Annotated in this window: 20 protein-coding genes and 2 pseudogenes; 10 read left to right on the forward strand and 12 right to left on the reverse strand. The window is 44.9% G+C overall.

Annotation, left to right across the window (positions count from 1 at the left end; translation table 11 throughout):
- Positions 1–33: 33 nt before the first annotated feature.
- The 5 genes and pseudogenes from phnC to K6Q96_RS24945 all read left to right on the forward strand — a co-directional run.
- Complete coding sequence (phnC, locus tag K6Q96_RS17455; RefSeq protein WP_002536779.1) at positions 34–804, forward strand: phosphonate ABC transporter ATP-binding protein; 771 nt, start codon at positions 34–36, stop codon at positions 802–804.
- Positions 792–1583, forward strand: a complete 792-nt coding sequence (gene phnE / locus K6Q96_RS17460) for a phosphonate ABC transporter, permease protein PhnE (RefSeq protein ID WP_251881368.1) — start codon at positions 792–794, stop codon at positions 1581–1583. The genes phnC and phnE (K6Q96_RS17460) overlap by 13 nt, the downstream gene beginning before the upstream one ends.
- A complete protein-coding gene (gene phnE, locus K6Q96_RS17465; protein ID WP_002536781.1) occupies positions 1583–2386 on the forward strand; it encodes a phosphonate ABC transporter, permease protein PhnE in 804 nt (267 codons plus the stop codon). The genes phnE (K6Q96_RS17460) and phnE (K6Q96_RS17465) overlap by 1 nt, the downstream gene beginning before the upstream one ends.
- Before the next feature lie 129 nt (positions 2387–2515).
- Positions 2516–2704: pseudogene (locus tag K6Q96_RS17470) on the forward strand (FliH/SctL family protein); the annotation flags it as partial.
- Positions 2704–2844: pseudogene (locus K6Q96_RS24945) on the forward strand (succinyl-CoA--3-ketoacid-CoA transferase); the annotation flags it as partial. The pseudogenes K6Q96_RS17470 and K6Q96_RS24945, both read left to right, overlap by 1 nt.
- Before the next feature lie 81 nt (positions 2845–2925).
- On the opposite strand, the gene K6Q96_RS17475 reads toward K6Q96_RS24945, so the two are convergent.
- Both K6Q96_RS17475 and K6Q96_RS17480 read right to left on the reverse strand, forming a co-directional pair.
- A complete protein-coding gene (locus K6Q96_RS17475) occupies positions 2926–3234 on the reverse strand; it encodes a DUF496 family protein (RefSeq protein WP_002536784.1) in 309 nt (102 codons plus the stop codon).
- Positions 3235–3491: 257 nt separating this feature from the next.
- Positions 3492–4415 (reverse strand): chemotaxis protein, encoded by a 924-nt coding sequence (locus K6Q96_RS17480; RefSeq protein WP_251881369.1) that lies wholly within the window; start codon positions 4413–4415, stop codon positions 3492–3494.
- Between the two features lie 453 nt (positions 4416–4868).
- Between K6Q96_RS17480 and K6Q96_RS17485 the strand changes: the two genes are divergently transcribed.
- The 3 genes from K6Q96_RS17485 to K6Q96_RS17495 all read left to right on the forward strand — a co-directional run bounded on the left by K6Q96_RS17485 (position 4869) and on the right by K6Q96_RS17495 (position 7940).
- Positions 4869–5810, forward strand: a complete 942-nt coding sequence (locus K6Q96_RS17485; protein ID WP_251881370.1) for a chemotaxis protein CheV — start codon at positions 4869–4871, stop codon at positions 5808–5810.
- 6 nt (positions 5811–5816) lie between these two features.
- The gene (locus K6Q96_RS17490; RefSeq protein WP_251881372.1) at positions 5817–6308 is read left to right on the forward strand and encodes a SixA phosphatase family protein; all 492 of its coding nucleotides are present in this window, start codon (positions 5817–5819) and stop codon (positions 6306–6308) included.
- Between the two features lie 273 nt (positions 6309–6581).
- Positions 6582–7940, forward strand: coding sequence for a hypothetical protein (locus K6Q96_RS17495; RefSeq protein ID WP_251881374.1), 1359 nt, complete (start codon positions 6582–6584; stop codon positions 7938–7940).
- A gap of 283 nt (positions 7941–8223) precedes the next feature.
- Here the strand turns inward: K6Q96_RS17495 and K6Q96_RS17500 are convergent, their stop codons facing one another.
- From K6Q96_RS17500 to K6Q96_RS17515, 4 genes are all read right to left on the reverse strand, one after another.
- Positions 8224–8739, reverse strand: a complete 516-nt coding sequence (locus K6Q96_RS17500; RefSeq protein ID WP_251882397.1) for an outer membrane beta-barrel protein — start codon at positions 8737–8739, stop codon at positions 8224–8226.
- 179 nt (positions 8740–8918) lie between these two features.
- The gene (locus K6Q96_RS17505) at positions 8919–9428 is read right to left on the reverse strand and encodes a hypothetical protein (protein WP_251881375.1); all 510 of its coding nucleotides are present in this window, start codon (positions 9426–9428) and stop codon (positions 8919–8921) included.
- On the reverse strand, positions 9391–10098 hold the full coding sequence (locus tag K6Q96_RS17510) for a winged helix-turn-helix domain-containing protein (protein WP_251881376.1): 708 nt from the start codon (positions 10096–10098) through the stop codon (positions 9391–9393). The genes K6Q96_RS17505 and K6Q96_RS17510 overlap by 38 nt, the downstream gene beginning before the upstream one ends.
- A 17-nt stretch (positions 10099–10115) precedes the next feature.
- On the reverse strand, positions 10116–12947 hold the full coding sequence (locus K6Q96_RS17515; protein WP_251881377.1) for an Ig-like domain-containing protein: 2832 nt from the start codon (positions 12945–12947) through the stop codon (positions 10116–10118).
- 263 nt (positions 12948–13210) lie between these two features.
- On the opposite strand from K6Q96_RS17515, the gene K6Q96_RS17520 reads away from it, so the two are divergent.
- Positions 13211–13975 (forward strand): EAL domain-containing protein, encoded by a 765-nt coding sequence (locus K6Q96_RS17520; RefSeq protein ID WP_251881378.1) that lies wholly within the window; start codon positions 13211–13213, stop codon positions 13973–13975.
- 248 nt (positions 13976–14223) lie between these two features.
- On the opposite strand, the gene K6Q96_RS17525 is transcribed toward K6Q96_RS17520, so the two are convergent.
- The 3 genes from K6Q96_RS17525 to imuA are packed head-to-tail and all read right to left on the reverse strand — an operon-like array spanning position 14224 to position 19471.
- Complete coding sequence (locus tag K6Q96_RS17525) at positions 14224–17337, reverse strand: error-prone DNA polymerase (protein ID WP_251881379.1); 3114 nt, start codon at positions 17335–17337, stop codon at positions 14224–14226.
- Positions 17338–17360: 23 nt separating this feature from the next.
- The gene (locus K6Q96_RS17530; RefSeq protein ID WP_251881380.1) at positions 17361–18767 is read right to left on the reverse strand and encodes a Y-family DNA polymerase; all 1407 of its coding nucleotides are present in this window, start codon (positions 18765–18767) and stop codon (positions 17361–17363) included.
- Positions 18764–19471 (reverse strand): translesion DNA synthesis-associated protein ImuA, encoded by a 708-nt coding sequence (gene imuA, locus K6Q96_RS17535; RefSeq protein ID WP_251881381.1) that lies wholly within the window; start codon positions 19469–19471, stop codon positions 18764–18766. Before imuA ends, K6Q96_RS17530 begins: the two co-directional genes overlap by 4 nt.
- Positions 19472–19670: 199 nt before the next feature.
- Between imuA and K6Q96_RS17540 the strand changes: the two genes are divergently transcribed.
- Positions 19671–19967 carry a DUF4156 domain-containing protein gene (locus tag K6Q96_RS17540; protein ID WP_251881383.1) on the forward strand — a complete coding sequence of 99 codons (297 nt, stop codon included), beginning with the start codon at positions 19671–19673 and terminating at the stop codon, positions 19965–19967.
- On the opposite strand, the gene K6Q96_RS17545 is transcribed toward K6Q96_RS17540, so the two are convergent.
- The 3 genes from K6Q96_RS17545 to K6Q96_RS17555 form a co-directional block, all read right to left on the reverse strand.
- Positions 19958–21466 carry a glycosyltransferase gene (locus K6Q96_RS17545; protein ID WP_251881385.1) on the reverse strand — a complete coding sequence of 503 codons (1509 nt, stop codon included), beginning with the start codon at positions 21464–21466 and terminating at the stop codon, positions 19958–19960. The two genes, K6Q96_RS17540 and K6Q96_RS17545, sit on opposite strands and share 10 nt — an antisense overlap.
- The gene (locus tag K6Q96_RS17550) at positions 21463–23049 is read right to left on the reverse strand and encodes an HlyD family efflux transporter periplasmic adaptor subunit (RefSeq protein WP_251881387.1); all 1587 of its coding nucleotides are present in this window, start codon (positions 23047–23049) and stop codon (positions 21463–21465) included. Before K6Q96_RS17550 ends, K6Q96_RS17545 begins: the two co-directional genes overlap by 4 nt.
- Positions 23050–23421: 372 nt before the next feature.
- Entirely contained in the window at positions 23422–23763 is a 342-nt protein-coding gene (locus K6Q96_RS17555; RefSeq protein ID WP_251881388.1) for a hypothetical protein, read from the reverse strand.
- Positions 23764–23787: the final 24 nt, after the last annotated feature.

Raw genomic sequence — 23787 nt, forward strand, 5'->3', positions numbered from 1 at the left:
CACCCAAAAATAAGTGCAACAAGGAATATGAGTATGGCCGTAGCAAGTTATGACGGAATAAAAATTAAAAACCTTTTTCATCAATACGTGGCTGGAAAGCCAATCCTCAAAGGCATTGATATTGATATTGATGAGCCCGGAATCATCGCTATTATCGGCCCTTCTGGTACCGGAAAAAGTACGTTGCTCCGTTGTATTAATCGCCTTAACGACCCAACCAGCGGTGAGATTTTGTTTGAGGGCGAGGACCTGACAAAACTCAAAGGACAAGCGCTGCGAAAACAACGTCGCCATATCGGCATGGTGTTCCAGGAATACAACTTGGTTGAGCGCCTAACAGTCATAGAAAACGTATTGAGTGGACGCTTGGGCTACATGTCGTCATGGAATGCTTGGCGTCGTAACTATGCCAAGGAAGATCTAAAGAAAGCCTTCGAATTGTTGGAATTCGTGGGTTTACAAGATTTCGCCAATCAGCGCGCAGACAGTCTATCTGGTGGTCAAAGGCAGCGTGTCGGTATTGCACGCGCTGTGATGCAAGACCCTTATATCTTGCTGGCTGATGAACCGACCTCCTCCCTCGATCCAAAGACCGCGGTTGAGATCATGGAGCTGATGGAAACCTTTGCCAAAGAAAAACAAATCCCTGTTTTGGTTAACATCCACGATGTGAATCTCGCTAAACGTTTTGCCAAACGTGTCATTGGTATGTGTAACGGGAAAGTGCACTACGATGGCAGCCCTGAAGGGATCAGCGAAGAGGATCTAAAAGTGATTTATGGAGGTGAGTCATGGCTGGACTAAACCCCTCCGTTGATGTTGAGAATCCGTTTAAGAGCTCTTGGGTAAACAGAGTTTGTATTCTCGGCATCATTGCGTACCTGTTTTATAGCTTTTCCAGTTTGAACCTTAGTGTTGAGCGTTTGATAGTGGGGTTTGGGGAGAGCGAGAGGTTACTTTCTCGTATGTTTCCCCCTGACTTTTCCCGCTCCAGCTTGTTATTGAGTGGACTGGCAGAAAGCCTTCAAATCGCCATTATCTCGAGCTTTTTTGGCATCTTGATTTCATTGTTTCTTGGCTTGTTAGCGGCAAGAAACATGATGCCATCCATTGTTTCTACTCCTGTGCGTGGCTTCATTGCCCTATGTCGCTCTTTCCACCCGGTGATCATTGCCATCCTGTTTGTAAAAGCGGTGGGCTTTGGTGCTCTGGCGGGGATTTTAACCCTGGTTTTTGCGTCCATCGGCTTTATCGCAAAGCTGTTTGCGGAAGCGATTGAGGAAATCTCATTTAAGCAGGTTGAGGCGATTAGGGCGACAGGTGCCAATTTTATCAGCATTATCCTATTTGCTGTGATGCCGCAGGTATTTACCCGCTTTATCGGCTTTGCGAGTTATCAATTGGACTCCAATCTTCGTAACTCAACCATGGTTGGCATCGTGGGGGCTGGTGGCCTGGGCGGTACACTTTTCTCGGCTTTCCAGCGTTTTGACTACGACTTTGTGGCAGCCATCCTGATCACCATTATCGTCCTGATACTCGTTGGTGAATTCCTGTCGAACATCGTAAGGAGAATTTTCTAATGACGACGGCTTCTATCGATAAAGAGTGGCAACGTTTCACGTTTAATGAGCGACTCGCCCGTTTTGCTGTATACCTCTGCTTTGTATCAGCCATTGTATGGTCCTGGCAGACGGTCGAGGTGATCCCTGAGTTCCTGTATGACGCACCGGCGCAGTTTTCAGACATGTTCAGCCGTATGGTACCGATGGATTACGGCTTCTATCCGGAAACCATTCATGCAGCGCTAATTGAAACCCTGCATATCGCCACTTTGGGCACCTTGTTTACGTTGGTGTTTGCGATTCCATTGGCGCTACTGAATGCACCAAATATTACCCCGAGCAAAACGCTTAACTGGGTTGCCCAGTTCTTTTTGGTGTCATCCCGCTCGGTGAATTCTCTGGTTTGGGCACTGCTTTTCATCGCGCTGTTTGGACCCGGTGTATTGGCGGGAATCATGGCTATTGCTGTTCGAAGCGTTGGCTTTGTCGGCAAGCTTCTCGCTGAAGCGATTGCAGAAGTGAACATGGGCACAATTGAAGCGCTGAGAGCCACAGGCGCATCTTGGATGAGCATTCTGTTAAAGGGCTATTGGCCGCAAGTCATGCCAGCGTTCTACTCCATTGTTCTGTTCCGTTGGGATATCAATGTCCGCGAGTCTGCAGTGCTTGGTCTTGTGGGGGCTGGTGGGATAGGTGTAGTGCTGAACGATGCACAAAACCTGTTTGAATGGCAGAAGGTCTCCATGGTGCTTTTCAGTATCTTCGCCGTGGTGATATTGGCAGAAGCGCTGGTTATCCATGTTCGAAAGAAACTGATCTAAGCGCCATAGGCTCAAGCTCGTTTGCAGGATATCGACCATCAGGTGATGAATGACGTGATTGAACGCTGCATCGCACAGGTTTCCGTGGTGCAGAGCGTGCCACCCTGATCGAAATGCTGCGCCTTCATGATGAAAATGATGCCACAGCAAATCCTGACACTGGTAGATGAAACCCTCGAAGCCCTTCCGGGAAAATCGGAGAAAGTCACGGTGCATCTGAACCCGCAGGATCTTGAGCGCATCAGCCAGATCAGTGCGGATTTACCAAACGCCTGGAAGCTGGTTTCGAATTCAGAAATGCCTGTGGGAGGGTTACAGGCGTGTTTGAAATCAATGAGAGCGGCATGGTTCTGACTGAGTTTGCGCCAGAATTTTCCATTGAAGAGGTGCAGGCTGCCACCGAAGCGACTTTGTTGGTGTCACCGAATTTACGTCCGATGCAACTGTCGGCTTGCTAGGGCCAAAAAACAAAAAGACCACCGAGAGGGTGGTCTTTTTGTTTTCGCTGTCGGGCGACTGCGCTATCGCAGAAAGAAAGCTTATTTTTTGCCTTCTTTGTCCAGACGGGTCAGCTCTTTGATTTGACGGCTGATCTCGCGGCGCTCTTTTGAAATCTCTGCGCTCTTGATGATGTGGTCATCAACACGATCTTCGTAGTCAGCTTTCATGTTTTTAACGATCTCTACGATTTCATCGTGAGTCATTTCTGGTTGAATGTAATCAAGCAGGTTCTCAAGCAAAGTGACGCGCTTCTGGTTGTCGCGGATTTTCTTCTCGTTATCCTGAATTTCCCGCTTCAGTTTATTCTTGCGACGAGAGAACTTAACGATCTCGAATACATTGTTCATAGGTCTATAACCTTCTTTGTGTGATCCTGATGAAATTAAACCACAAGGTGACCGTCGGAAACAGTCTTTTGATCAAGGAAAGCTCAGTATTTTACGAGAACTTTTAGTGACAGCTTGAGCGGGAAAATGTGTGCTAGAACCTCGTAAGCGCAGAATATTCGGGGTACCCGAATCGTGAGCAAATTAACCATATAGCATATTGATAGAAAAGAAAAAGGCACGTCTGGAAGCGTGCCTTTGACGAAAGTGAAAGTAAATTACTCGACTGCCCCTTCAAGGCGGACATGCTCACCCTCCAGTTTAAGATGAGCACCGCGAAGCATAGCATTGACTAACTCTGTTGCATCAAACTTGGTGAGCGCTTCGTGAGCACCTACCTGATGGGCGCGGTCTACGCTGATTTCGCTGGAAAGTGAGGTATGAAGAATCAAGTAAGCTTCTGACAGAGGCTCATTGTTTCTAATTTCGAATGCTAACTCATACCCATCAATTCCTGGCATTTCGATATCGCTGACCACAATATCAAACGGTCGACCTTCTCTGGCTGAGTTCTTCAACTTCTCAAGGGCATCAATCCCGTTGGTGCTAACCACATAAGGAATATTGATGCTGTCGAGCGCTTCTGAAAGCTGACGCCTCGCCAGACTACTGTCATCAACTAAGAGGATGTGCATAGGTTTGAGTTTCTCACGATCCACATCGGCGAGGATAGGATGAAGCTTGTCTTCCGGCATTGGGAAGATTTTCGACATCACCAACTCAACATCCAGTAATTGCACCAGCTTTTCATCGACATTCATCACGCCAGTGAGGAATGCCCGTGTGCCCAATGTCTCTGGTGGCGGCGTGATATTTCGCCAGTCACATTCACTGATTTTTTCGATACCACGCACCAAAAAGCCGACCACACGACGTTGGCAGTCGGTGATGATGATAAAACATTTTTTGTACTCTTCCTTATCGACAGGTTGATAACCAATCGCTTTCGCCATGTCGATAACGGGCGTAGTGATGCCCCGAATATTTGCAGTACCAATCACGGTTGGGTGAGAGCCAGGTAGAGCCGTAAGCGGGCAGAAAGGAACAATCTCTCTGACCTTAAGAGTGCCAAGGGCAAAAGTCTGTGTGGCAGAGAGTCGGAACAACAACATTCCCTGCGATTCATTGGCTTTGCTTTTCATATAGCGCCTGTTATTAGCCAGAATGAGTGGTCAAGACAAAATGATAAGTTGCATCCAGCAACGCCAGATTGCTCATCTCTAATTGTAGCGTTTTTATGGTTCTATACCCAGTCAATCTAAGTTCTATACCTTTAGATTGCCGAGGTATTTTATACCTATGATGTGCTGATTTATGAAACTAATCCAGTAACATTTCGTGAATTTCCAGCCTGATCATATTGTTGCTAACTCACTGTGAGAGAAGGTATTTGCTGCTCAGTGATGAAAATGTGAGTAGAGTTGGTGTAATTTCGCTTTATTCAAGGAGTTTTTCTATTATTAAAAAATAAATGGTACGTAACGCGATAAATAGTAAACACAAAGTGAGTGCCTTCTCATTATGTGGTTTACTGGCAGCTAGCGATGAGACAATGATAAGTCTCAGTGATGTGATCTGAGAGCGGTTAGTAGCCCATGACAAGTATTTTAGATTCAGTAGATTCCCGCACTAACTTGGTTGGTGAAAACCGACTTGAATTGCTGATATTCCAATTGGGAACACGTCAGCTTTTCGCCATTAACGTGTTTAAAGTCCGCGAAGTATTGAAAGTTCCCCGTCTCAACCAAATGCCGGGTTCTCACCCCAAAATATGCGGTGTTGCGACCATACGAGGCCACTCGATTCCTGTGATTGATATGCGACAGTCCATTGGCTTAAAACCGCTGGATAAAGATCAGGAAAGTAACCTCATTGTGACGGAATATAACCGCTCTGTGCAGGCCTTTTTGGTTGGTAAAGTGGTTTACATCAAGAACATGGGTTGGGATGAAATCATGGAGCCACCAAGTACAGGTCGCTCTAATTATCTCACTGCGATCACAAAGCTGGAGTACGACAACGAGCATAAACTGGTTGAAATCATCGATGTTGAGAAAGTGCTAGCAGAAATCATTTCTTACGATATTGGTATTTCCGATGGGGTGTTAGATGATGATTTGACTAACCATCTGGTGGGTCAGAAAGTACTGGTTGTAGACGACTCATCAACGGCGCGTAAGCAGGTCACAGAAACACTTGGTCAACTCGGTATCGAATGCATTGAGAAGAAGAATGGCCAGCAGGCGCTGAATCTTCTTAAATCTTGGTGTGATGAAGGGAAAGACCCGCGCAACGAGATCCTGTTGATGATCACTGATGCGGAAATGCCGGAAATGGACGGCTACAAGCTGACGTCAGAAGTGCGCGCAGACAGTCGCATGCACGATCTCTATATTGCGCTTAACACTTCACTCAGTGGCAGTTTCAACGAAGCCATGGTGGAGAAAGTGGGGTGTAACCGCTTTGTGTCCAAGTTCCAACCCGATCTTCTTGTGGATGTGGTGCAAACCCGCATGCGCGAAGCGTTGGGCAAGTAGGCACGGGTGAAGTTACTTTTTCTCACCCGCCATGCAAAATCCAGTTGGGATGATCCTTCCCTCGACGATCACGATAGACCACTGAATCCACGTGGTCGTCGCAATGCATCTGAGATGGGCGTAAGACTCGCAGCTTGGTCGAATAAACCTAAAACGATAATTACCAGCAGTGCAGTCCGCGCGAAAACTACCGCATTACTGATTGCTGAGCAGTTGCCTCATTCACCGCCTATGATCATAAAAAGCGATGTTTACACCGAGGATTGGGAAACCTTAGTGAAGATTGTAGAGCGGTTTGATGATGATAAAGATAGCGTCATGCTGGTCGGACACAACCCGGCATTTAATGAGTTTCTAGCCCATATTCCTTTTGAGATAGATAACCTCCCAACGTGTGGTGTGGCGGTGATTGCCCTCTATAGCCAAAGTTGGTCTAACTGGTCGACAGCAGACAAACAGGTTCTGTTTCTCGACTACCCTAAACGACTGAAACCGTAGTCAGTCTAACGCGATGTCACGGTCCTACTACTGAGACTTATGCACTTTTTCTGTGGATAACCCAGTTAGTTCACTATGACTCTTTCCTTTCAAAGCCAGATTGGTGGCTATGGGGAGGCCGATCAAAATTCAATGGTTAAAAAGTGACCAGCGTTGAAAGGGGGTCCCGTGCCACTGAATTATCCCTGTTTGGGTATACAGATTTTTCGGTATAAACTATGTTTCAGCTCGCGGAAAGGGCCGTTAAAAAAGAGAATGTTTTGGAGTACATAATTGATCTCTGTAGAAAAATATGAGGGGTTAACCGCACGGATTGCGCTGATCAATGAAGAGATAAAAAGACAGGACGTCGAATTCTACCTATTTGTTCCTGGAGAGCTGAATTTCTCCAAGAGCGTGCTGAGCGAAGATGAGTTTTACTACAAGGTGCTCTCTAACACGCGTACCTACTTTACTTCGCAACACCACTTACCACTTGTACATTCCCGCCTCGCCAGCCGGGACAAACTGCCTTCTGACAAATACCGCGTCAGCTTGAGCTTGTATGCATACCAATATGCGTTGTCACTGGAAAAAACGACACACCGATTCTTCGACACAGTTACAGATGTTGGAGAGGAAGAAGCGGTTGAGCAGTTAGAAGTCATCACGGATATGGCAGTGGAGATCTTACGTCGTCTTCGTCGTTACGTACCGAAAGATGAAAGCCTCATCAAGTATTACAACAATGTCGATAACTACCTTTCCTGGTTGACTGAGCAGCGTTTTCTGTCGCTTATTGCGCATATGCCAAGGAGTGCAGCGTTTAAACCTATCAAAGAACAGCTTCTGGAGTTTTGTGAATCTGAAGCGGCCTACCGTATCGATCAAAATTACAACTCCTCAAAAGCACAAACAGATGCGACGCGTATGGTAAACAAAATGCGCCTAGCGCGCCGCTTGATTGAATATCCGGTCACCATTCGTCAGAAAGATGTGATATTGGGGCAAAACCTCAATAAACTCGCGAAAGGTGCTGCTGCTGGTTTGGTGATGATCTTCGTGACGGTAGCAATTATCCGGATGCGCAGCTTTCTTGGTGAAATTACCCTGTCATTTGCTTTGGCGATGGCAGGTTTATATGCCATGCGTGAAATCTTTAAAGACGACCTGCGTGATGTGCTTTGGCGCTGGATTCGCAAAGGGCGGCCAAAGTGGCGTAAGTTGTTTACTGACCCGACATCCGGCCAGCGCATCGGCAGTCAGTTGGAGTGGCTGGACTACATTTCGTTCGATAAGATTCCTGATGATGTGCGTAAGATGCGCAAAGGTAAGCTTCGTCAGCGCGAAGAATCAGTGGTGAAAATAAAAATGGTTACCCAGATGTCCACCACCAAATTTCTTAGTGGCTACGACATGACGCGTGAAGTATGGCGAATAGATTTCCGTCCATTCTCCCGTTTGATGGCGCGTGGTAAAGAGCGTTACTATGCGCTGAGCGATGGTCAGGTAACACGTGAATCTATCGATAAACGTCATCAATTTAACCTGGTTTCCAAACAGAAAAATCAGGATGGCAGCTTCACAATTCAACGCTGGAAGATCACGGTGAATCGCTCCAAAGTGGTTGATATAGAGGAAGTCTTCTCATAAACCGCCAAAGACCTACAGAGCCCAAATTTCCGATTAGTGTTGTTACCCATCGAAAGAGACAAGGGTCAAATGGAGTGATGAGTTAACCGATCGCGTTTTCTAAGATTTCGCGGATTATTACCTGATCGTTCAACATTTTCAGCCCCTGCTTTTGTAAAAGATACATAAGCGTGAAGCTCCAAAAATGTTGATGATAGTTAGTATGGAAGAGAAGGCCCCATAAGCTAATAAAAAGCATTATAGAGCCATATTTACAATTTTAAACAGTACTATTTTTGGTTTATTAGAAGGTATAACCTAAGGTTACAGTTCCCCAGTTATTGAATTGAGAATGTCTTCCGATATATTGGTTATATTCTAAGTTGGCGAAAATATTCTCACTCAATGATGGGGCGGAGAACTGCAAACCTGTTGCAACATGTGGTCTAAATTCACTATCACGGAAGGTGGTGACTTTATTATTTGGTTCGTTAGCCGTGCGCTTACTTTTATTGTACGCAGCGCCTAGTTTGATGTACGGACGCAGAAAGGGGTTGGCATCAAGGCCAAATACGGCATCAAAATGTCCCGTACGACTAATTTTAGTGTGGCCGAGTACGTAGTCTGCCGTTTCTTTATTGTCACCATAGGCATAAGAGGTTTCAACCGAAGTATATTCATTGATGATATAACCAGAACCTAGCGAAAATCCGATCAGGTCAACTCCACTCCTTCCGCCGCCAAAAATATAAACATCACCGTCACTAACACTTGCAAGTGTCGGCATTGTAATTGATGACATAATTAAAGCAATAATCATTCTTTTCACTTTGTACTTCCTAATTCCTAATCTATTAAATATTTACGTCCTTGACGATTCATCCTGAATCAATCCGTGCAAAATTTTGCCATTTAAAAATTAGGGCAAGGAATGCATTATTCCATTAATTTATAAACTATTAAATTGTTATTTTATTTGAATTAACTTATGATTTCTTATTACTCAACACCGACAAATTTTGGTTCATAATCAATGAATCCAAATTTCCCAATAATATTATCCTCATGAATTAAATCAATGGGGTAGTCATAGACTGAGTAGATTTTCCCATCTGATGACTTAAATATCTTTGCTGACAATAATTTTATATGGTCATATTCAAAATCATGTAAATCTATATCTATTTCACTTGAGCTATTAATGGTTCTCTGCCATTTTTCTGAAATCAAATAGAGAAATATATCGCTGCCCCAATAACCCCAAATATACTTTTTAGTGTATATTCTTCCTGATTTTTTCTGATGCACTACTGATGTCAATATGCCATCTATGCATGCGCCTTGAGACTTCAAGCTTTCCGATTCACTATTGAATTTGAATTTACATCCAGTACCATTTATAAAAGGCTTGATATTCCATAAGAATATGAGAAGACCTAATATGATTAGAGCAACAAGTACAGAATATTCTCTATTCGACTTTTTTAAATGATGCTTCAGATTCGCCATTATAGTGTCCATATAGGTATTCACCATCTTCTAACCCTGAAATGTCCCCTATATCGCTACTGGTGGAACAAACGATTTTACCGTCAACAGTCATACATTCAAGTGATGCTTGATGGGATTGCAAAACAAAAGAAACAAAAAAAGATAATGCATAAATGAAAAATATTAATGTAATTAAGGTTAATTTTATTTTCTTATTGTGAATTACATTTTCTCTTTTATGAGGTACTGATTTAATTTCTTCACATTCATGAAAGCATTCGACCGATTCGTTATTTTCACATGCAGTTAGTGGTGTTGTCGTACTGTCTTTAACATTAGGCGCATCGCCTATTTTTGCATCTAAACTATCCTGTATGAAGCCAGAGTGAAGCATATACCCTTTACCGGGCAGCGTTTCTATTATTTCACCTTTGTCTGAAAGTGCTTGGCGAATGGCTTTTATTGCCATTGTCAAAGAGTTTGGACCTACCACTCGCATCGGCCAACCAGCAGCAATGAGATCTGATTTTTCGACCTCATTATCTTTATTTTCAATAAGATGAGAGAGTATCATTGATTCAGATATACTTAGCTTCGACACTTCTCCAGTACTATTGTTAAAAATGGTTTTTTTCAACCTATCAAAAAAGTATCTGTACATATTTTCTTCTCGAATCAATGAAGGCACTCTCTCTCTCCTACCTATTATAGGTCACAACATGGGAATGGAAATCCACATTGGTCCCACGGTAAGCAATCAGGATTAAAACCACCAGATGAGCCACCAGATGAGCCCCCAGATGAGCCCCCAGTTGAGCCACTAGTTGAGCCACTAGTTGATGGTTTTTTTATATCAAATTCCTCTACGAAATAGGTGGTCAGTGTTTTCGTTTCTCCACTACCTGAGATGGTTGAAAATTGGTTATCATATATATCTTGCTCTACTTCGAATAAAAAATATATTTGTTTTCCTATCGTATTAGGACCAAAAGATAAGGTGTTATCTTCGTTACATTCTCTATTGTTTATTTCTGGAGATATATTACATGGGAGTGTAATATAAGCTAGACCACTTATGTTTAGCGAACTCTGTCCTTGGAATTTCACCGACTTTATCCTAATGTTAGCCGTTTCATTATTTATTTCAAAACTTTTATGATACAATCTTAATCTATATTTTTTACTATTATTAAATTCTTTTACTTCATGTTCATGTGTAGTGTTGATCTCAGTTGCAACCACACTATTGCCACTATCTATTACCGTTTGATAAGGATATGGATTATCCATCGCTGGTAGTTCTAAAGAACTTTCTATCTTGACTCTTCTTGATGCGCAAAGATCATCCATTTCTTCGTAGCAATATGTTATTTCATACTCACCTGGTTTGTTTGCTATGAGTTGTTGAGTTAACTCATCGAATCTAATGCAATATTCGCATCCTGTAACACGCATTAGTGCTTCAGAAAAATTCACTTTATGCATGTAACTACTGTTTTTGAAACCTACTAATGTCTCTATTTTTCTTCTCTGACCGACTAGCATTGGCGTTTCATCTACAAAAAGTAGGAGATTTGTTGCTTGGTCGACTGAGACCGTTATACGCTCTGTTGCAACATGCTGGTTGGACTTAAGTTTTGCCAGCAGAGAAAATTCTCCCTCACCAGTCGCTGTTAAATAAGAGTTATTTTGTTCAGTTACATTAATATTGTCACCATTATTCTCGATAACAAAGATTACATCCTCCACATCGCCGACATAATCATCTGTATAGATGCCAGAAACCGGAATTTTTGTTGTTATACCCGATGGAATTTTGATATCAGAGTTTTTGAAAAAGATCTTCTTGAGCTCTTTGTCTGCTACTTCTAATTTTATGGATTCGGACTCAAAGTTATTTAAAACTGCAGAGATCTCCACTTCCCCTTTCTTTAATGCATAGATGTAGCCGTCCTCTATATTGATGATTTTATTCCAATCTTGTTCTTGATATCTCCATCCAACTAAACTAGTGACATCTGATTTGTGCTTATTATTGTATGTGGCGGTGACAGAAAATTTTGTGCTGCTTCCTTGGCTGAGTTTTACTTTATCTATATCTATCACTAATGCTTCTATTTCTGCATCAGATATATCAAATATAAAATCATCACTCTCTATCTCCTTCCAACCCACTTTAACGGAGGCCAGACCGTAATCTTTGAATTTTATATATCTTTGATCTAAATCTTTGCTATTTTTTCTAACGACTTCAATATTATCAGATGTATTCCAAAAAACTTGGGAGGTGACAATACTGGAACTCTCATCGCTAAATTTAGCAGTGGCTTGGATTTTTTTGCTCAAACCTACGATATACGAGTCAGTGTTCTGCTCGTTTTTATCAACCCAAGCTAATTTTATTTCTTGAACCACAGCGTCTGTAACTTCAACTAAAATTGTTTGAGAAATAGCTCTATTTTCATAAGTTAAAATGATATTACCTGGTTTTTTAGATGAAAATAAAACGTTACCGCTACCGTCTTTTTTGATGATGAGATCTTTGACATCTGTGGCGTCTTGATACTCCGCCTTAATATGCTCTAGGTCAATATCAATATCATCAGTTGTTCCGTTGGTGTAGGTCCCTTTAACGGTAACTAATGTCTCGATACCTGCAGGAATACTTGGTTTATTCACGCTTAAGTTGACGGTTTGAAGCGTTGCTTCAGACACTTCTAACATGAATGCAAAAGAGACACACTTTTCCTCACATAAACTATCGTCCGGTGTTTCACCGCTTGGAATTTGCTCACCATAAAATACAAGTACAGGCACATTCGCCGCTTGGTTGATGTTAGTCAGATCCAAGTTATTATTATCATCTAAAGAAACTGTTGGTGTGTCACCTACTGCGGACTGATTTTTAGCAACTTTAAGATTACCCTTATCAATGAGATTAGACGATGTTTGAATGCGAGATCCATCGCTGAATATGATATCCATATCAAAGGGCTTATTTACACCCGCTATCGCATTCTGATTCTCCACATTTACAGAAACTACCTGTTTTTCTAATACCTCTAAGTCATAGGTTGCATCGATAAGATTGTGGCCATCTAGTCTTGGGTCTTTATATATCGCTGTAATGACAGTATTACCAGGATTATTTCCTTTTACTATGCCATTAGAACTAATGAAAGCCACATTTAGATCACTGGATGTCCATTTAATATGTTGACTATTAGTGAGGTCATCTTTCGAGCCGTCAGTAAAATATCCAGTCGCTTTAAAGTTATTTGAGAATCCTGATACTAGTCCTGTTTTTGTATCACCTTTTATTTTTGTATCATATTCGATTGTTAGTCTTTCAAGAAATGGAGCTTCATCACTAACTGCTTCAATAGTGTTGTAAACAGTTTCTGTATCTCCAGATTGCTGGGTTACAGATTCCTTATCACCTTTACAACCTGACACTGATAAAATGAATAATGTTATAAATAATATTGATATTATTAATCTGAATTTTTCTTTTTTATCTTTTACTTCTTGTTTCATGGTTTGTGCTCATTTTTCCACATTGGTTAAAAGTGAGGCTGATGATAGTTGCATTACTATTTTTTTCATTTAATAAAAGATAATAAATAATAAAAACCATGTAAAACAATGACATAGGTGGCATTTATGGTGTTTTTGGTTGCCTTTTTATATTGCCAACTTAAGATGGATTTTTTCTTTTATTCGTTATTATTTTTTATTACTTCTGGTTTGTTTTTTTTGTTTTATATTCCTCGATGAATTTTGTTTGTTGAGGTATTACAATGTTTGCTACTAAGAAATCTGCGAATTTAGTCCGTAATTACAAGCTGGATGAATTTCATTTTTTTAATGTTAATAATACTATCCAAATCGGGGCGATCAACGATATTGGAAGTTGGGTTGTAAAGTTTAGTGTTTTTAGTCAGCCTATAGTTAGACGATTTGGCCATTTCGAAAAAAAAGCGAGAGAGTTACTCTTTAGACCACATAATATTGATGATGTGGACGCTTTTTATAATGGTTTATCACGAGAGAACAAGAGAAACCTTGCTGAGGAACAAATCAAATTCCTAACATCACAGGTTAGGAAGAGAAATATTAACCTCGATGAAGGTGAACTGATATTTATCAATATGGAACCTGAGGTGTTATCGTTTCTAACTGTGGAGGTTTATGAACTTTACCAAGCGCTTTTTTACGCTGGCGCGAATTTAGTTATTGAAATTACGGAACGAAATATTGAACGACTTGATCTTAAAAGTGTATATAGACTTTTTGACCTTGGGGTTGAGTTTGCGCTTGACGATTTCGACCTGATGGGGCGGCACTTGGACTTTTCGCTTGTGGCGAATGAATGTTTTCGCTTTATAAAGATTGAGCTTGATATGGCGTTACAATATAAAAACACTGTATCTGAAATAAGAGAAAGTTTTGGTAAAGAAGTGATCGTTGAGCGTGTTGAATTTCAAGAGTCTATGTTAGAGGTTATGACGTTACATTGTGACTACCTACAAGGATATTTATTGGCTGATCCACAGTTGCTTTAATGGAACTAACGGTGAACTAAGTACAGTGTTCTCTTCTGTACTTAGTTTTTTGCGTTGAGGGGCGCCCGTTTGATGTTTTTATTTCTGATGATGTGCTTCTATAGCGTTTATTAGAAACCGTTAGTCTTGCCTTGATATAACCACTGAGGGTGTATTTAAACAAACTATTCTTTGGTAATGCTTCCTAAAATCTTCTATATAATCGACTTACAATGTTATGCAATGTCACTTTCTAGTCTTTGGCTATATCATTGAAAATCTCGAGAATGGATGAGTAGCTGATCGAGGGTGTGCGTCATGTCGATCAACCTTCCTGCTACCACATGCACCACATCGCCTTCTCGCTCAAGAATCCCTTTCACCTTTAATATCTTTGCTGTCACAAAAGGGGTGTTTTGCGCTCGCGCAGTAGCAAGCCACACCACCACATTGATGTTTCCGGTATGGTCTTCCAGCGTCACGAAGGTCACGCCACTGGCTGTGCCGGGGCGCTGTCTGCCAGTCACCACTCCAGCAACGGTTATCGCTGAGCCTGAACGTAGGGTATCGAGCTCATTGGCCAATCGGTGCTTGCCCAATTTTCCGCTTTCATCCAGCAGTGCGATAGGGTGCTTGCCGAGCGTCAGGCCTGTCGCTGCGTAATCTTCAATCAAGTCTTCCACCGCCGAAGGTGCGGTAATCGCGTTAGCATCAGAGCAGTCGGGCTGTGAGCTGGAAAATAGTGGCAGAACATGACTGTCATCCATCATCTGCCAGCGGGCAGAAAAGCGATTACTTGCAAGTGCTTTGGTGGCATTAGCACTGGCTAGGGCTTCCAAATCGCCCCGGCTCAATCCGCATTTTCTGATATCGTTGAGATGCTGGAATCCAGTGCTGGGGCGACATCGCAATAACTTCTCTGCGCTAATGTCGGATAAGCCTTTCACGATACGAAAGCCAAGTTGCAGTGCGGGCTTTCCTTGCACCGTGATCTGTTGGTGATCCCACTGGCTGCGGTTGACGCAAACAGGGAGAATTTGCACATGATGACGGGAGGCGTCCTGCAATAGCTGTGACGGACTATAGAAGCCCATAGGCTGACTGTTGAGCAGCGAGCAGTAAAAGGCGACCGGATAGTAGTGTTTTAGCCATGAAGAGGTGTAAGCCAATACCGCGAACGAAGCACTGTGAGATTCGGGGAAGCCATACTCACCAAAGCCCTGAATCTGGCGGAAGATTTGCTCGGCGAACTCAATATTATAACCGCGCTCTTGCATGCCGTTGATCAGCTTTTCACGAAAAGAGGCTAGCTTGCCACTGCGTTTCCACGCCGCCATTGCTCGGCGAAGTTGGTCGGCTTCGCCGCCACTGAATCCTGCGGCGACCATGGCAAGCTGGATCACCTGCTCCTGAAAAATGGGTACGCCCATGGTTCGGGATAAGACAGATTTTACCTCTTCCGATGGGTAAGTGATTTTCTCTTCGCCCCAGCGCCTTTTGAGGTATGGGTGTACCATATCTCCCTGAATCGGACCGGGGCGGACAATGGCAATTTGAATGACCAGATCGTAATAACAGTTCGGGCGAAGCCTTGGTAGCATGCTCATCTGTGCGCGAGATTCCACCTGAAACACGCCGACAGAATCTGCTTTCTGGAGTTGTTGATAGACAATAGGATCATCACCCATGGCGGTGATGTCAGCAATCGACAAACTGCGCTGATGCTGCTTATCGATAATGGCAAAAGCTTTGCGTATAGCGCTCAACATACCCAGTGCCAGAATGTCTACTTTCAGCAGCCCAAGGGATTCCAGATCATCTTTGTCCCATTGGATCACACTGCGCTCTGCCATGGCGGCATTTTCCACTGGCACCAGTTCATACAAAGGGCCTGCGGAGATAATAAAACCGCCGACATGTTGGCTTAGGTGACGTGGAAAGCCGCGGATTTCTTCAACCAACTCCAGAAGCCAGCGCCCAAGATGTGATTGGGTATCCAGCCCCAGCGCTTCAAGTTGCTCACCTTTATCCAGCCCTTTGTCGCGGTGGTTAAGATTTTTAATGTAGTAATCCAATTGGGTTTCATTGAGCCCCAACGCCTTGCCGACATCGCGAAACGCACTTTTAAAACGGTAGGTAATCACTGTCGCGGCAATAGCCGCACGCTGACGGCCATACTTTTGGTAGATGTAGCGGAAAACTTCCTCGCGCCGTTCGTGCTCGAAGTCGACATCAATATCCGGCGGTTCATTACGTTCTTTAGAGATAAACCGCTCGAACAGGACATTGATTTTCTCCGGGTTCACCGCGGTGATTTCAAGGCAATAACACACCACAGAGTTCGCCGCTGACCCACGGCCTTGATACAGAATGCCCTGTGATTTCGCGTACTGCACAATGTCGTAAATGGTGAGGAAAAAATACTCGTACTGCTGTTCGGCAATCAGCCCCAGCTCTTTATCAATGGTTGCGCGGATCTCTGGCTTAATCCCGTTCGGGAAACGTTTTCCAATGCCTTCTTCTACTAAGTGGCGCAAGTAACTGCTGGCGGTAAACCCATCTGGAACCAGTTCTGCAGGGTATTCATAGCGAAGCTCACTGAGGCAGAAGGCACATTTGGCGGCAATACGCTGGGTCTCTCTTCGCCAGCTTTCTGGATAGAGCTTTTCCAGTTTCTCAATCGGTTTGAGTGCCTGCTCACCATTTCTGGGTAATTCAAAGCCGCATTGCTGCAAGGGCCTGCCGAGCCGAATGGCAGTGATCACATCTAACAACGGCTGGCGGCGAGGGTGATGCATCAATACATCGTTGGTGCAGACAATCGGTAGGGTGAGCTCCTTTGCCAGCGATTCGACCATGGCCAGATAGGTGGATTCATTGGGCAATAACAGCCGTTCAACGCCTATCCAGAGTCTTTCTTCAAACGTACTCTTCAGCCAGTTCTGAAAATCAGAAGGCTTGGCTTTTTTTTTATGTTTGAGTGTCGGTAGCCAGATGCAAAGACACTGTGTGATGTGGCTGAAATCATCACTGAATACCTGATAGTGCCCTTTTTCACTGCGCATTCTGGCTTGGGTAATAAGGCGTGCGAGCTCACCATAGGCTTGCCGGTTTGGGCAAAGTAGTACCAGTTTTTCGTCCTGAAAGGTGATTTCTGAACCAATGATCAGCTTAAGGCCAAGGTTTTGGTCGCGGTTTATGGTGTGAGCACGTACTACGCCAGCAAGCGAGCATTCATCTGTAATAGCGAGTGCGTGGTATCCCAAGGTGGCAGCGCGAACAACCAGTTCTTCCGGGTGGGAAGCGCCGGTCAGGAAGCTGTAATTGGTTTTACAGTGCAGTTCTGAAAAGGTTAGTGGGCGGTTATCAGAAGGTGTTGTCATAGGAAGCGATCTCAAACTGCGGATCAACAAAAAAGGCCGTGCTCGAACCACTCACCTTGTGCGGTTCGAAATACCCAGCAAAGTTGTCCCCGTTTATTACGGGCGACAAAGTAATCGCGCTGGATGGGCGATTTATCCCACCAACCACCACTGACGCGTTCAGGGCCTGTGAGGGTGTCAGGACGAGACAGCAAAGGACGCGGTGACACATGAAGTAACGCAGGGCGTGTTGGCAGGAAAGGAGGTAACATTTGCGTACTTTTCTGCAATGGCAACTGGCGTTTGAAGGCGCGCTCTGGGCGATGATCATTTTCCAGTGACAGGCTGTACACTCCGTGTTTTCCAGCTTTTGCCTGCATCAGGCTAATCAGTTCGCCTGGTGTGAGTTGTCCTCGTTTACCCGCAAATAAATCCTGGGTGGGAGATTGTCTTGGTAGCAATGTATTGGCTTCCAGACGAAGGTGAGTAATAGGCGCATCCAGCTTGAGTTTTTCAAGATGAAGTTGGAGCAGTGGTATCCACCGGCTCGCGGCAGATTCAGGTGCTGCAGCGGTGATCTCCAAGACTTTGTCATCTTGCTCTCGCTGTGTCAGCACAATGGTAATGGCGGGCGTGACCGTCTCCCTAACGTGCAGGAACTTCTCCATTTCTTTGAGCATGCGCTGAAGTGGAAAGCAAAGCGTCTGGCTATTGGAAATGTCATGCAAAAGCTCCAGTGACTGGTAGAAGAGCTCGGGCGGTGTGAAGCTCGCCGGTAAAGCGAGGCTTTTCTGGGTCAGGGAGCGTAGATGAGCCGTCAGCGGTTTGCCAAAACGTTGACCGAGTGAATCCACCGATAACGCCAGCAATTGTTTGGCGTGTCGGATTCCCATGCGTTCCAGCTGGACAACATTCTTCTCTGTGAATCCCAGTTCACGTACTGAAAGTGCGGCGAGCGCCTGCTCGGTGGCTTCCGGTGTCAGGTAGCCGCAGTCCGCGTTTGCCCGTGCAAGCCAGCGTGCCGCTTCTGGATAGGGGCTAAGCGCGAAGTGATATTGCACCTGCTCGCCACTGATCACAGGCAGCAGTGATTGCCAGTAGTTGTCCAGCGAGCCGTAAAGCTTGAGCATAGGAGTGACTTTCATCAAAAGCCCATCTGGTGCGTAAGGGATGATGTCTGCGTTGACCTGATACAGCAGGGAAGCCAGCTGTAATAGGCGGTGGGTTTCGGCCTGCTCATCATAGTCAGCGACGTCTAAGCCATGACAGAGCGCGCTGGCGGTACCAAGATCGTTACCCGTTACAATGCCATATTCCCGTGCCTGTGCGTTGGCTTGATAAACATGACCTGTCGTGCGGGAAAGTACAATCAGCGGTGTTTTCACCCTGTTATCGCGGATAAGGGTGTCGAGCAGCAAGGTGGGGAAATGCAGATACAACCAGAGGATCATCGAAACAATGGCACCACGTTAGAGGTGTCTGCCAACTGGAGAGATGACAGTGTGATGGTTTCAGGCGGCTCTACTTGTTCGGCCAGTGAGAAAGTATGAAAAACAGGCGCTAATGGCACATGAAAAGGCTGAACAGGTAGCCCACGGCGTTTAATCACGGTCACGTTCAATCCTTCTTCATCAGGAATGGCAGACAGGCGGCAGCTTACCGGCAAACCCTGAACACTTTTTTGGTGGGTGATCATAAACAGCAGACAGTCGTTTTCAGTCGCAGCGAGTTGAAGACGTCTGGCCTGAGTCACGGAAAGTGCCTTCCCCCAGAGTACGGCAGAGCGACAGCAACCACTTTTCAAGGCTTGTTCAACGCACCATAGGCTTGATGAAACAGACGCATCCAGAATGATCACCTTCTCTAAATCCAATCCTGCCTGACACAGGGCTATTGGATTGAGCTCTCCCGGTGGCGCCGCGAACACGGTAAGTTCACTGTCTTTCAAAGCCGTCACGACTGCTGGCAGGATCAGGCGTAGTTCACCAATGCCAAAGCAGGGCAGTTGTAGTTCAACCACGCCGGATTCCGGCCAGCCGCCATCCAGCTTTTCATCAAGCACAGTGTGGCCGCTGGGGCGGCAGTGTGCTTTGGGTTGATAGAGACGGTTCGCCGTCCAGATCCCTGAGTGCAGGGCGAGAATATTATCGAGCATAAGCAAACAACACTGTATATATATACAGTATTATTCTAGGGCGAGATGATGATTAGAGCAAGTGTGTTCTGATGCATATAATTTCGTCACCAATGGACAGAAAAGTGGCTCGTTAAGCGTTCATATTGTCGATATACTCAACTGTCACTTAACCCAACTCTCTGAAGATAAAATGAATAAATGGGCAACGATATGTGGGATGCTGCTGTTAACAGGCTGCGTGGCAACCCCCAAACCAGACAGTGAAAAAATTACCGTCTTGTGGGGCGACGCATTAGAGATGCTGCATTGTGAAGATAAAGGCGTCGTTGTCGGCTCTCAGGGACATTGGTACGACTACTGGTTGATTGATGATGGCGTGCTGACTCAGGGCGCGGTGAATGAATTGCGTAACAAGGCGATGCAGCTGGAAGCGGACACTGTCCTACTGTATGCGCCAAAACCTTTTTCTACGTCGGTCACTTTTCTGGCAAAAGCGTATCGCTGTCACCCATAAAGCAGCATCACGAAGATCAGTAACGCACTGAACGCAGCTGTGGTTTCCAAATGTGGAAGCCACTTTTTGATCTCTTGAGACATCGAGTGGTCTTCTACTTTCCCGGCAATGCCTTGTCGTGTCCAGCGTTGTACGTTCGGGTGAAAGAACAGGTATACCTTCACCAGAGAACCTACCATTTGCTCATACCATAGTAACACCACAAAGATGGGATGAAATTGCCCTGACTGAATCGAAATCAGCAGCACATTCAAACTTCGTGTTGCAATCACCCAAAATAGATAGGCAATCACCACCTTAGGTCCGAGCAGCGCAGCAACAAATAAAGCAAGCGAAGGACCAATCAAGGTCGTCCACATACTGATTCGCTGATCCAACAGACAAATCCAGAGAAACAAGCCAGCCTTTTTAGGCCCAAGCTGTATTGCACGGATATTGCTTCGCAGCATGTTGCCGTACCAACGGGTCATCAGGGAGATACTGGTGCCTAAGAAACTGCCAGAAGGAGCATCCTCCAAACAAGTGACCGCCATATCCGGAATATAAAGCATTTTCCAGCGCTCTTTGAGCACATAAAACCAGGTGCTCTTGTCATCTCCCGTTAGCATGCGAATTCTGCCATAGCGCCAGTGCTTCACATGGTCATAACGAAGGCTCTCAATGAAATCTGGTGAGAGTGCCATGGAGGCTCGGAACGCGGAAAAACGCCCTGTGAGCACCAATACGCGATACGTCAGGCTAAGAGAGCTCATGTAGAAGTGGCGCTGCGCCATACGCTGACGATACCACTGGCGGGTCAGAGAGTTACCTTTCACAATCGGCTTGTTGTGTGTGGTGACAGCACCTAAGTCGTGATAACGCATCAGAAAGCCTGATACTTTAGTCAGCATACCTTCGGGAATGATGGTGTCTCCATCCATCAGGATAAGAACACTGTCTTTGGATACAGGGCGGTCTTCAGCCAGCAATGTCAGTGCGTCGGCCATGGTGTTGCGTTTCCCGGTTCCGTCCTGATCAATGATAAAAAGAGTAACAGGGACACGCTGCTTGAGCTTGTCGAACTGGGATTCAATGATCCCGATGTCGGCTTCATCCGTGACACAAGCGACAGCGCGGCAGGCGACACCGAAATTACCAATTTCATCAATAAGCGCTTTGAAAACTGGGGCGCTGATTTCCGGAGTAGTGCGGTAGCAGGGTATAACGACCAATATCTCAGTGGGTTTGTGCGTCATCTCGGCCAAACTTGAGAGCACAGGGTATCGCACATATTGATAGTAGAGCCCGCGGAATAGATGAATCGTCTTCCATCCATAACGCCATACACCGATGATGCCCAAGGTATATACTACTTCCTCCTGAACCGGAACGTCAGGCAATATGATGTAGAGCCCCCAAAGCGCCAGTAGCAGTGTCGCAAAGAACAACCACCACATGATCGTAATGTGCCGAGGATCCTGGCGATGGAAGTTCTTGATAAAAAGACGTTCAACATTCATAGGTTGAACCAATGCTTGAAGACATCTTTCCAACCCACTTTTGCAATCACAGTGGCGGGTTCGTTAACAATTGTTTGCTCTGCGCCTGATTGAGGCACAACTTTTATCAGCGTATATTGATTGAGCCTTGGTAACGTTTTGGGCAAGCCGCTCAATGACTCCCCTTCTTCGTTGTAGATATCCGCATTGGCGGCGCTGTAGAACTGCACATGCTCTATCGTGCCGATTTGCTTTGTGTCGTTACTGGCAAGTTTGTACTCCACTTCCATGCCGATTTTGAGCAATTCTGCTTTTTCGAGTGGCATCAATGCCAGAATCGAGCGTTGACCTCGGTTTGGACTGGGTGATGGAGACAGCTCGAAAATAGCTGTGCCAGTTTGTACGATTTGGCCGTCACGGGCGTTAATGGCAACGATGTAACAGTCGCAGGGGGCATAGGCCAACCCACGGGTTTTCAGTCGTTCGATTTCCTCAAGAAGCTTGTCTTTTTCAGCGATCAATATGTCGAGTTGACTTTGCGCTTCAAACGGAGATTTACCACTTATTTGCGCTTCTTTGGGTGGGACACCGAGCAAAATCTGATCTAATTGGCTTTCGATAGCTTCGATTTCAGCGTCGAGTGAAAGAAGATCCCTTTTTATTTCGAAAGTTTCAACACGCTCCAACTCTCGCGTGACGGAATCAACACTGCCTTTTCGAAAGCCTCTGTCATACAGCTTTAAGATTTTCTCCCGGGTTTGGAGCTCTTCTGTCAATAAATCCTTTTTTTCAGAAAGCAACTGAAGTTCTTTGAAAAGTTGTGAGTTGTAACGGGCCACCGACTCCTTACTCTGACGAAGAACGGTTTGTAAGTAGTTAATCTTACTGTTGACCTTGTCCAGCTCTTGTTTGTCTTTGGCGAGCAAGTCCGTGCCTTGCTCGGTAAAAACGGAGAACAACAGGTCGCCCTCTTTGACTTGTTGACCGGGTTTGAAATCTGAAAGGTTTAATACACCGTTGTTATAGCTTCGTTGGGAGAGCACAGGTTGGCTCACAGCAGCATGATGTGAGGTGATGTTGAGAATACGGGACTGCACCATCAAGGCGGCAACGGTAATGATCGCTACTGAAATCAAGGCAACGAGTGCAAAGCGCCACCAGTTTTGCTGCATGCGCTTCACTTCTTCTTCGTGAAGCTGCGCCTTTACCCCATAGGAGGTGACGCTTTCTAACGAAATTGTTTCACCAGTCAGGTAGGTGTCAACGATAGACTGCAATGTTTTTTGGTGGCCGGAATTGAGGGAATAAAATTGGCAACCCATTGCATAACCAGTTTCACTGGCACGCATGACTTCAAATTGCATCGGAGTAGAGAAACGACCTACAGGGAGTTCAAAACACAGGTGTCCGTGGTGCTTGTCGCCTTTCTTTCCTGGGTAGAGATTATCATCAATAGAAAATCCACCCACACTCCACTCTTTTGTGGGATATAGAACACCATCAATTTCAACCTGCGCCGGAAATTCGATACGTGGAAATTTACGCGCACCTGAGCGGGATTGAAAAGTGTGTATGGACCCTGTGTTGATAGCCGCAACTCCCATAATGCCTCCTGATTGGGCCACGCCTTCAGCGGAAGACTGCAATTGTTGCGCCAATGAGACAAAAGTTTCTATCCAAGAAGGATGACGCAAAAAGAAGAACCATTGATAAGTATATAAGTATTGGCGATTTTTGAGAGAATATTGGGGCTTTCTGAAGGGAGGCGAATGAGATCGTCTGTGGGTAGCTAGGATAATGCGTTCAGAAAATCAAAGAAGACTATTGATAAGTGACAGAAATCCGTGTTGCAAATTGAGAATCGTAGTGCGCTATTTTTGCATTATGACAGCTTCTTAGGCACATCTTGCCTAGTAGTAAAAGCAAGAGGAAAAGCGACCAAAGAGTCGCCTTTTTTCAATCAGTTATCGCAAGAATTAAATCTTGGTTGCGCGCTCGATATGAAAAAGATGAATTTCATGCAGGATCCGCTCAGAAATGATCTCTGAGATAATGCCATCAAAGCGGCTTTGAAGAGCCTGGATAGAAGGTATCACCTGCATCACACTGGCTTCGTTATCATCCGTTATTTCCATATCCAAGCTCAGGTCGCAATCGAGCGTGGCGATAAACGGTTTCATACGTTCCAAAATGCAGTTGACCATGTACTCATTAGAGCTAAGTTGATTCAACTCTTCGCGAATCATCTCAGTCATGGGGCAGCTTTGAGGCTCACGTGATGAGCCCCCTTCAGCGGGGAAAGGAATCACAGTCGGCATAGCGTAATCTCTTTAAAATATATA

The sequence above is a fragment of the Grimontia kaedaensis genome, assembly GCF_023746615.1.
GTDB lineage: Bacteria > Pseudomonadota > Gammaproteobacteria > Enterobacterales > Vibrionaceae > Enterovibrio > Enterovibrio kaedaensis.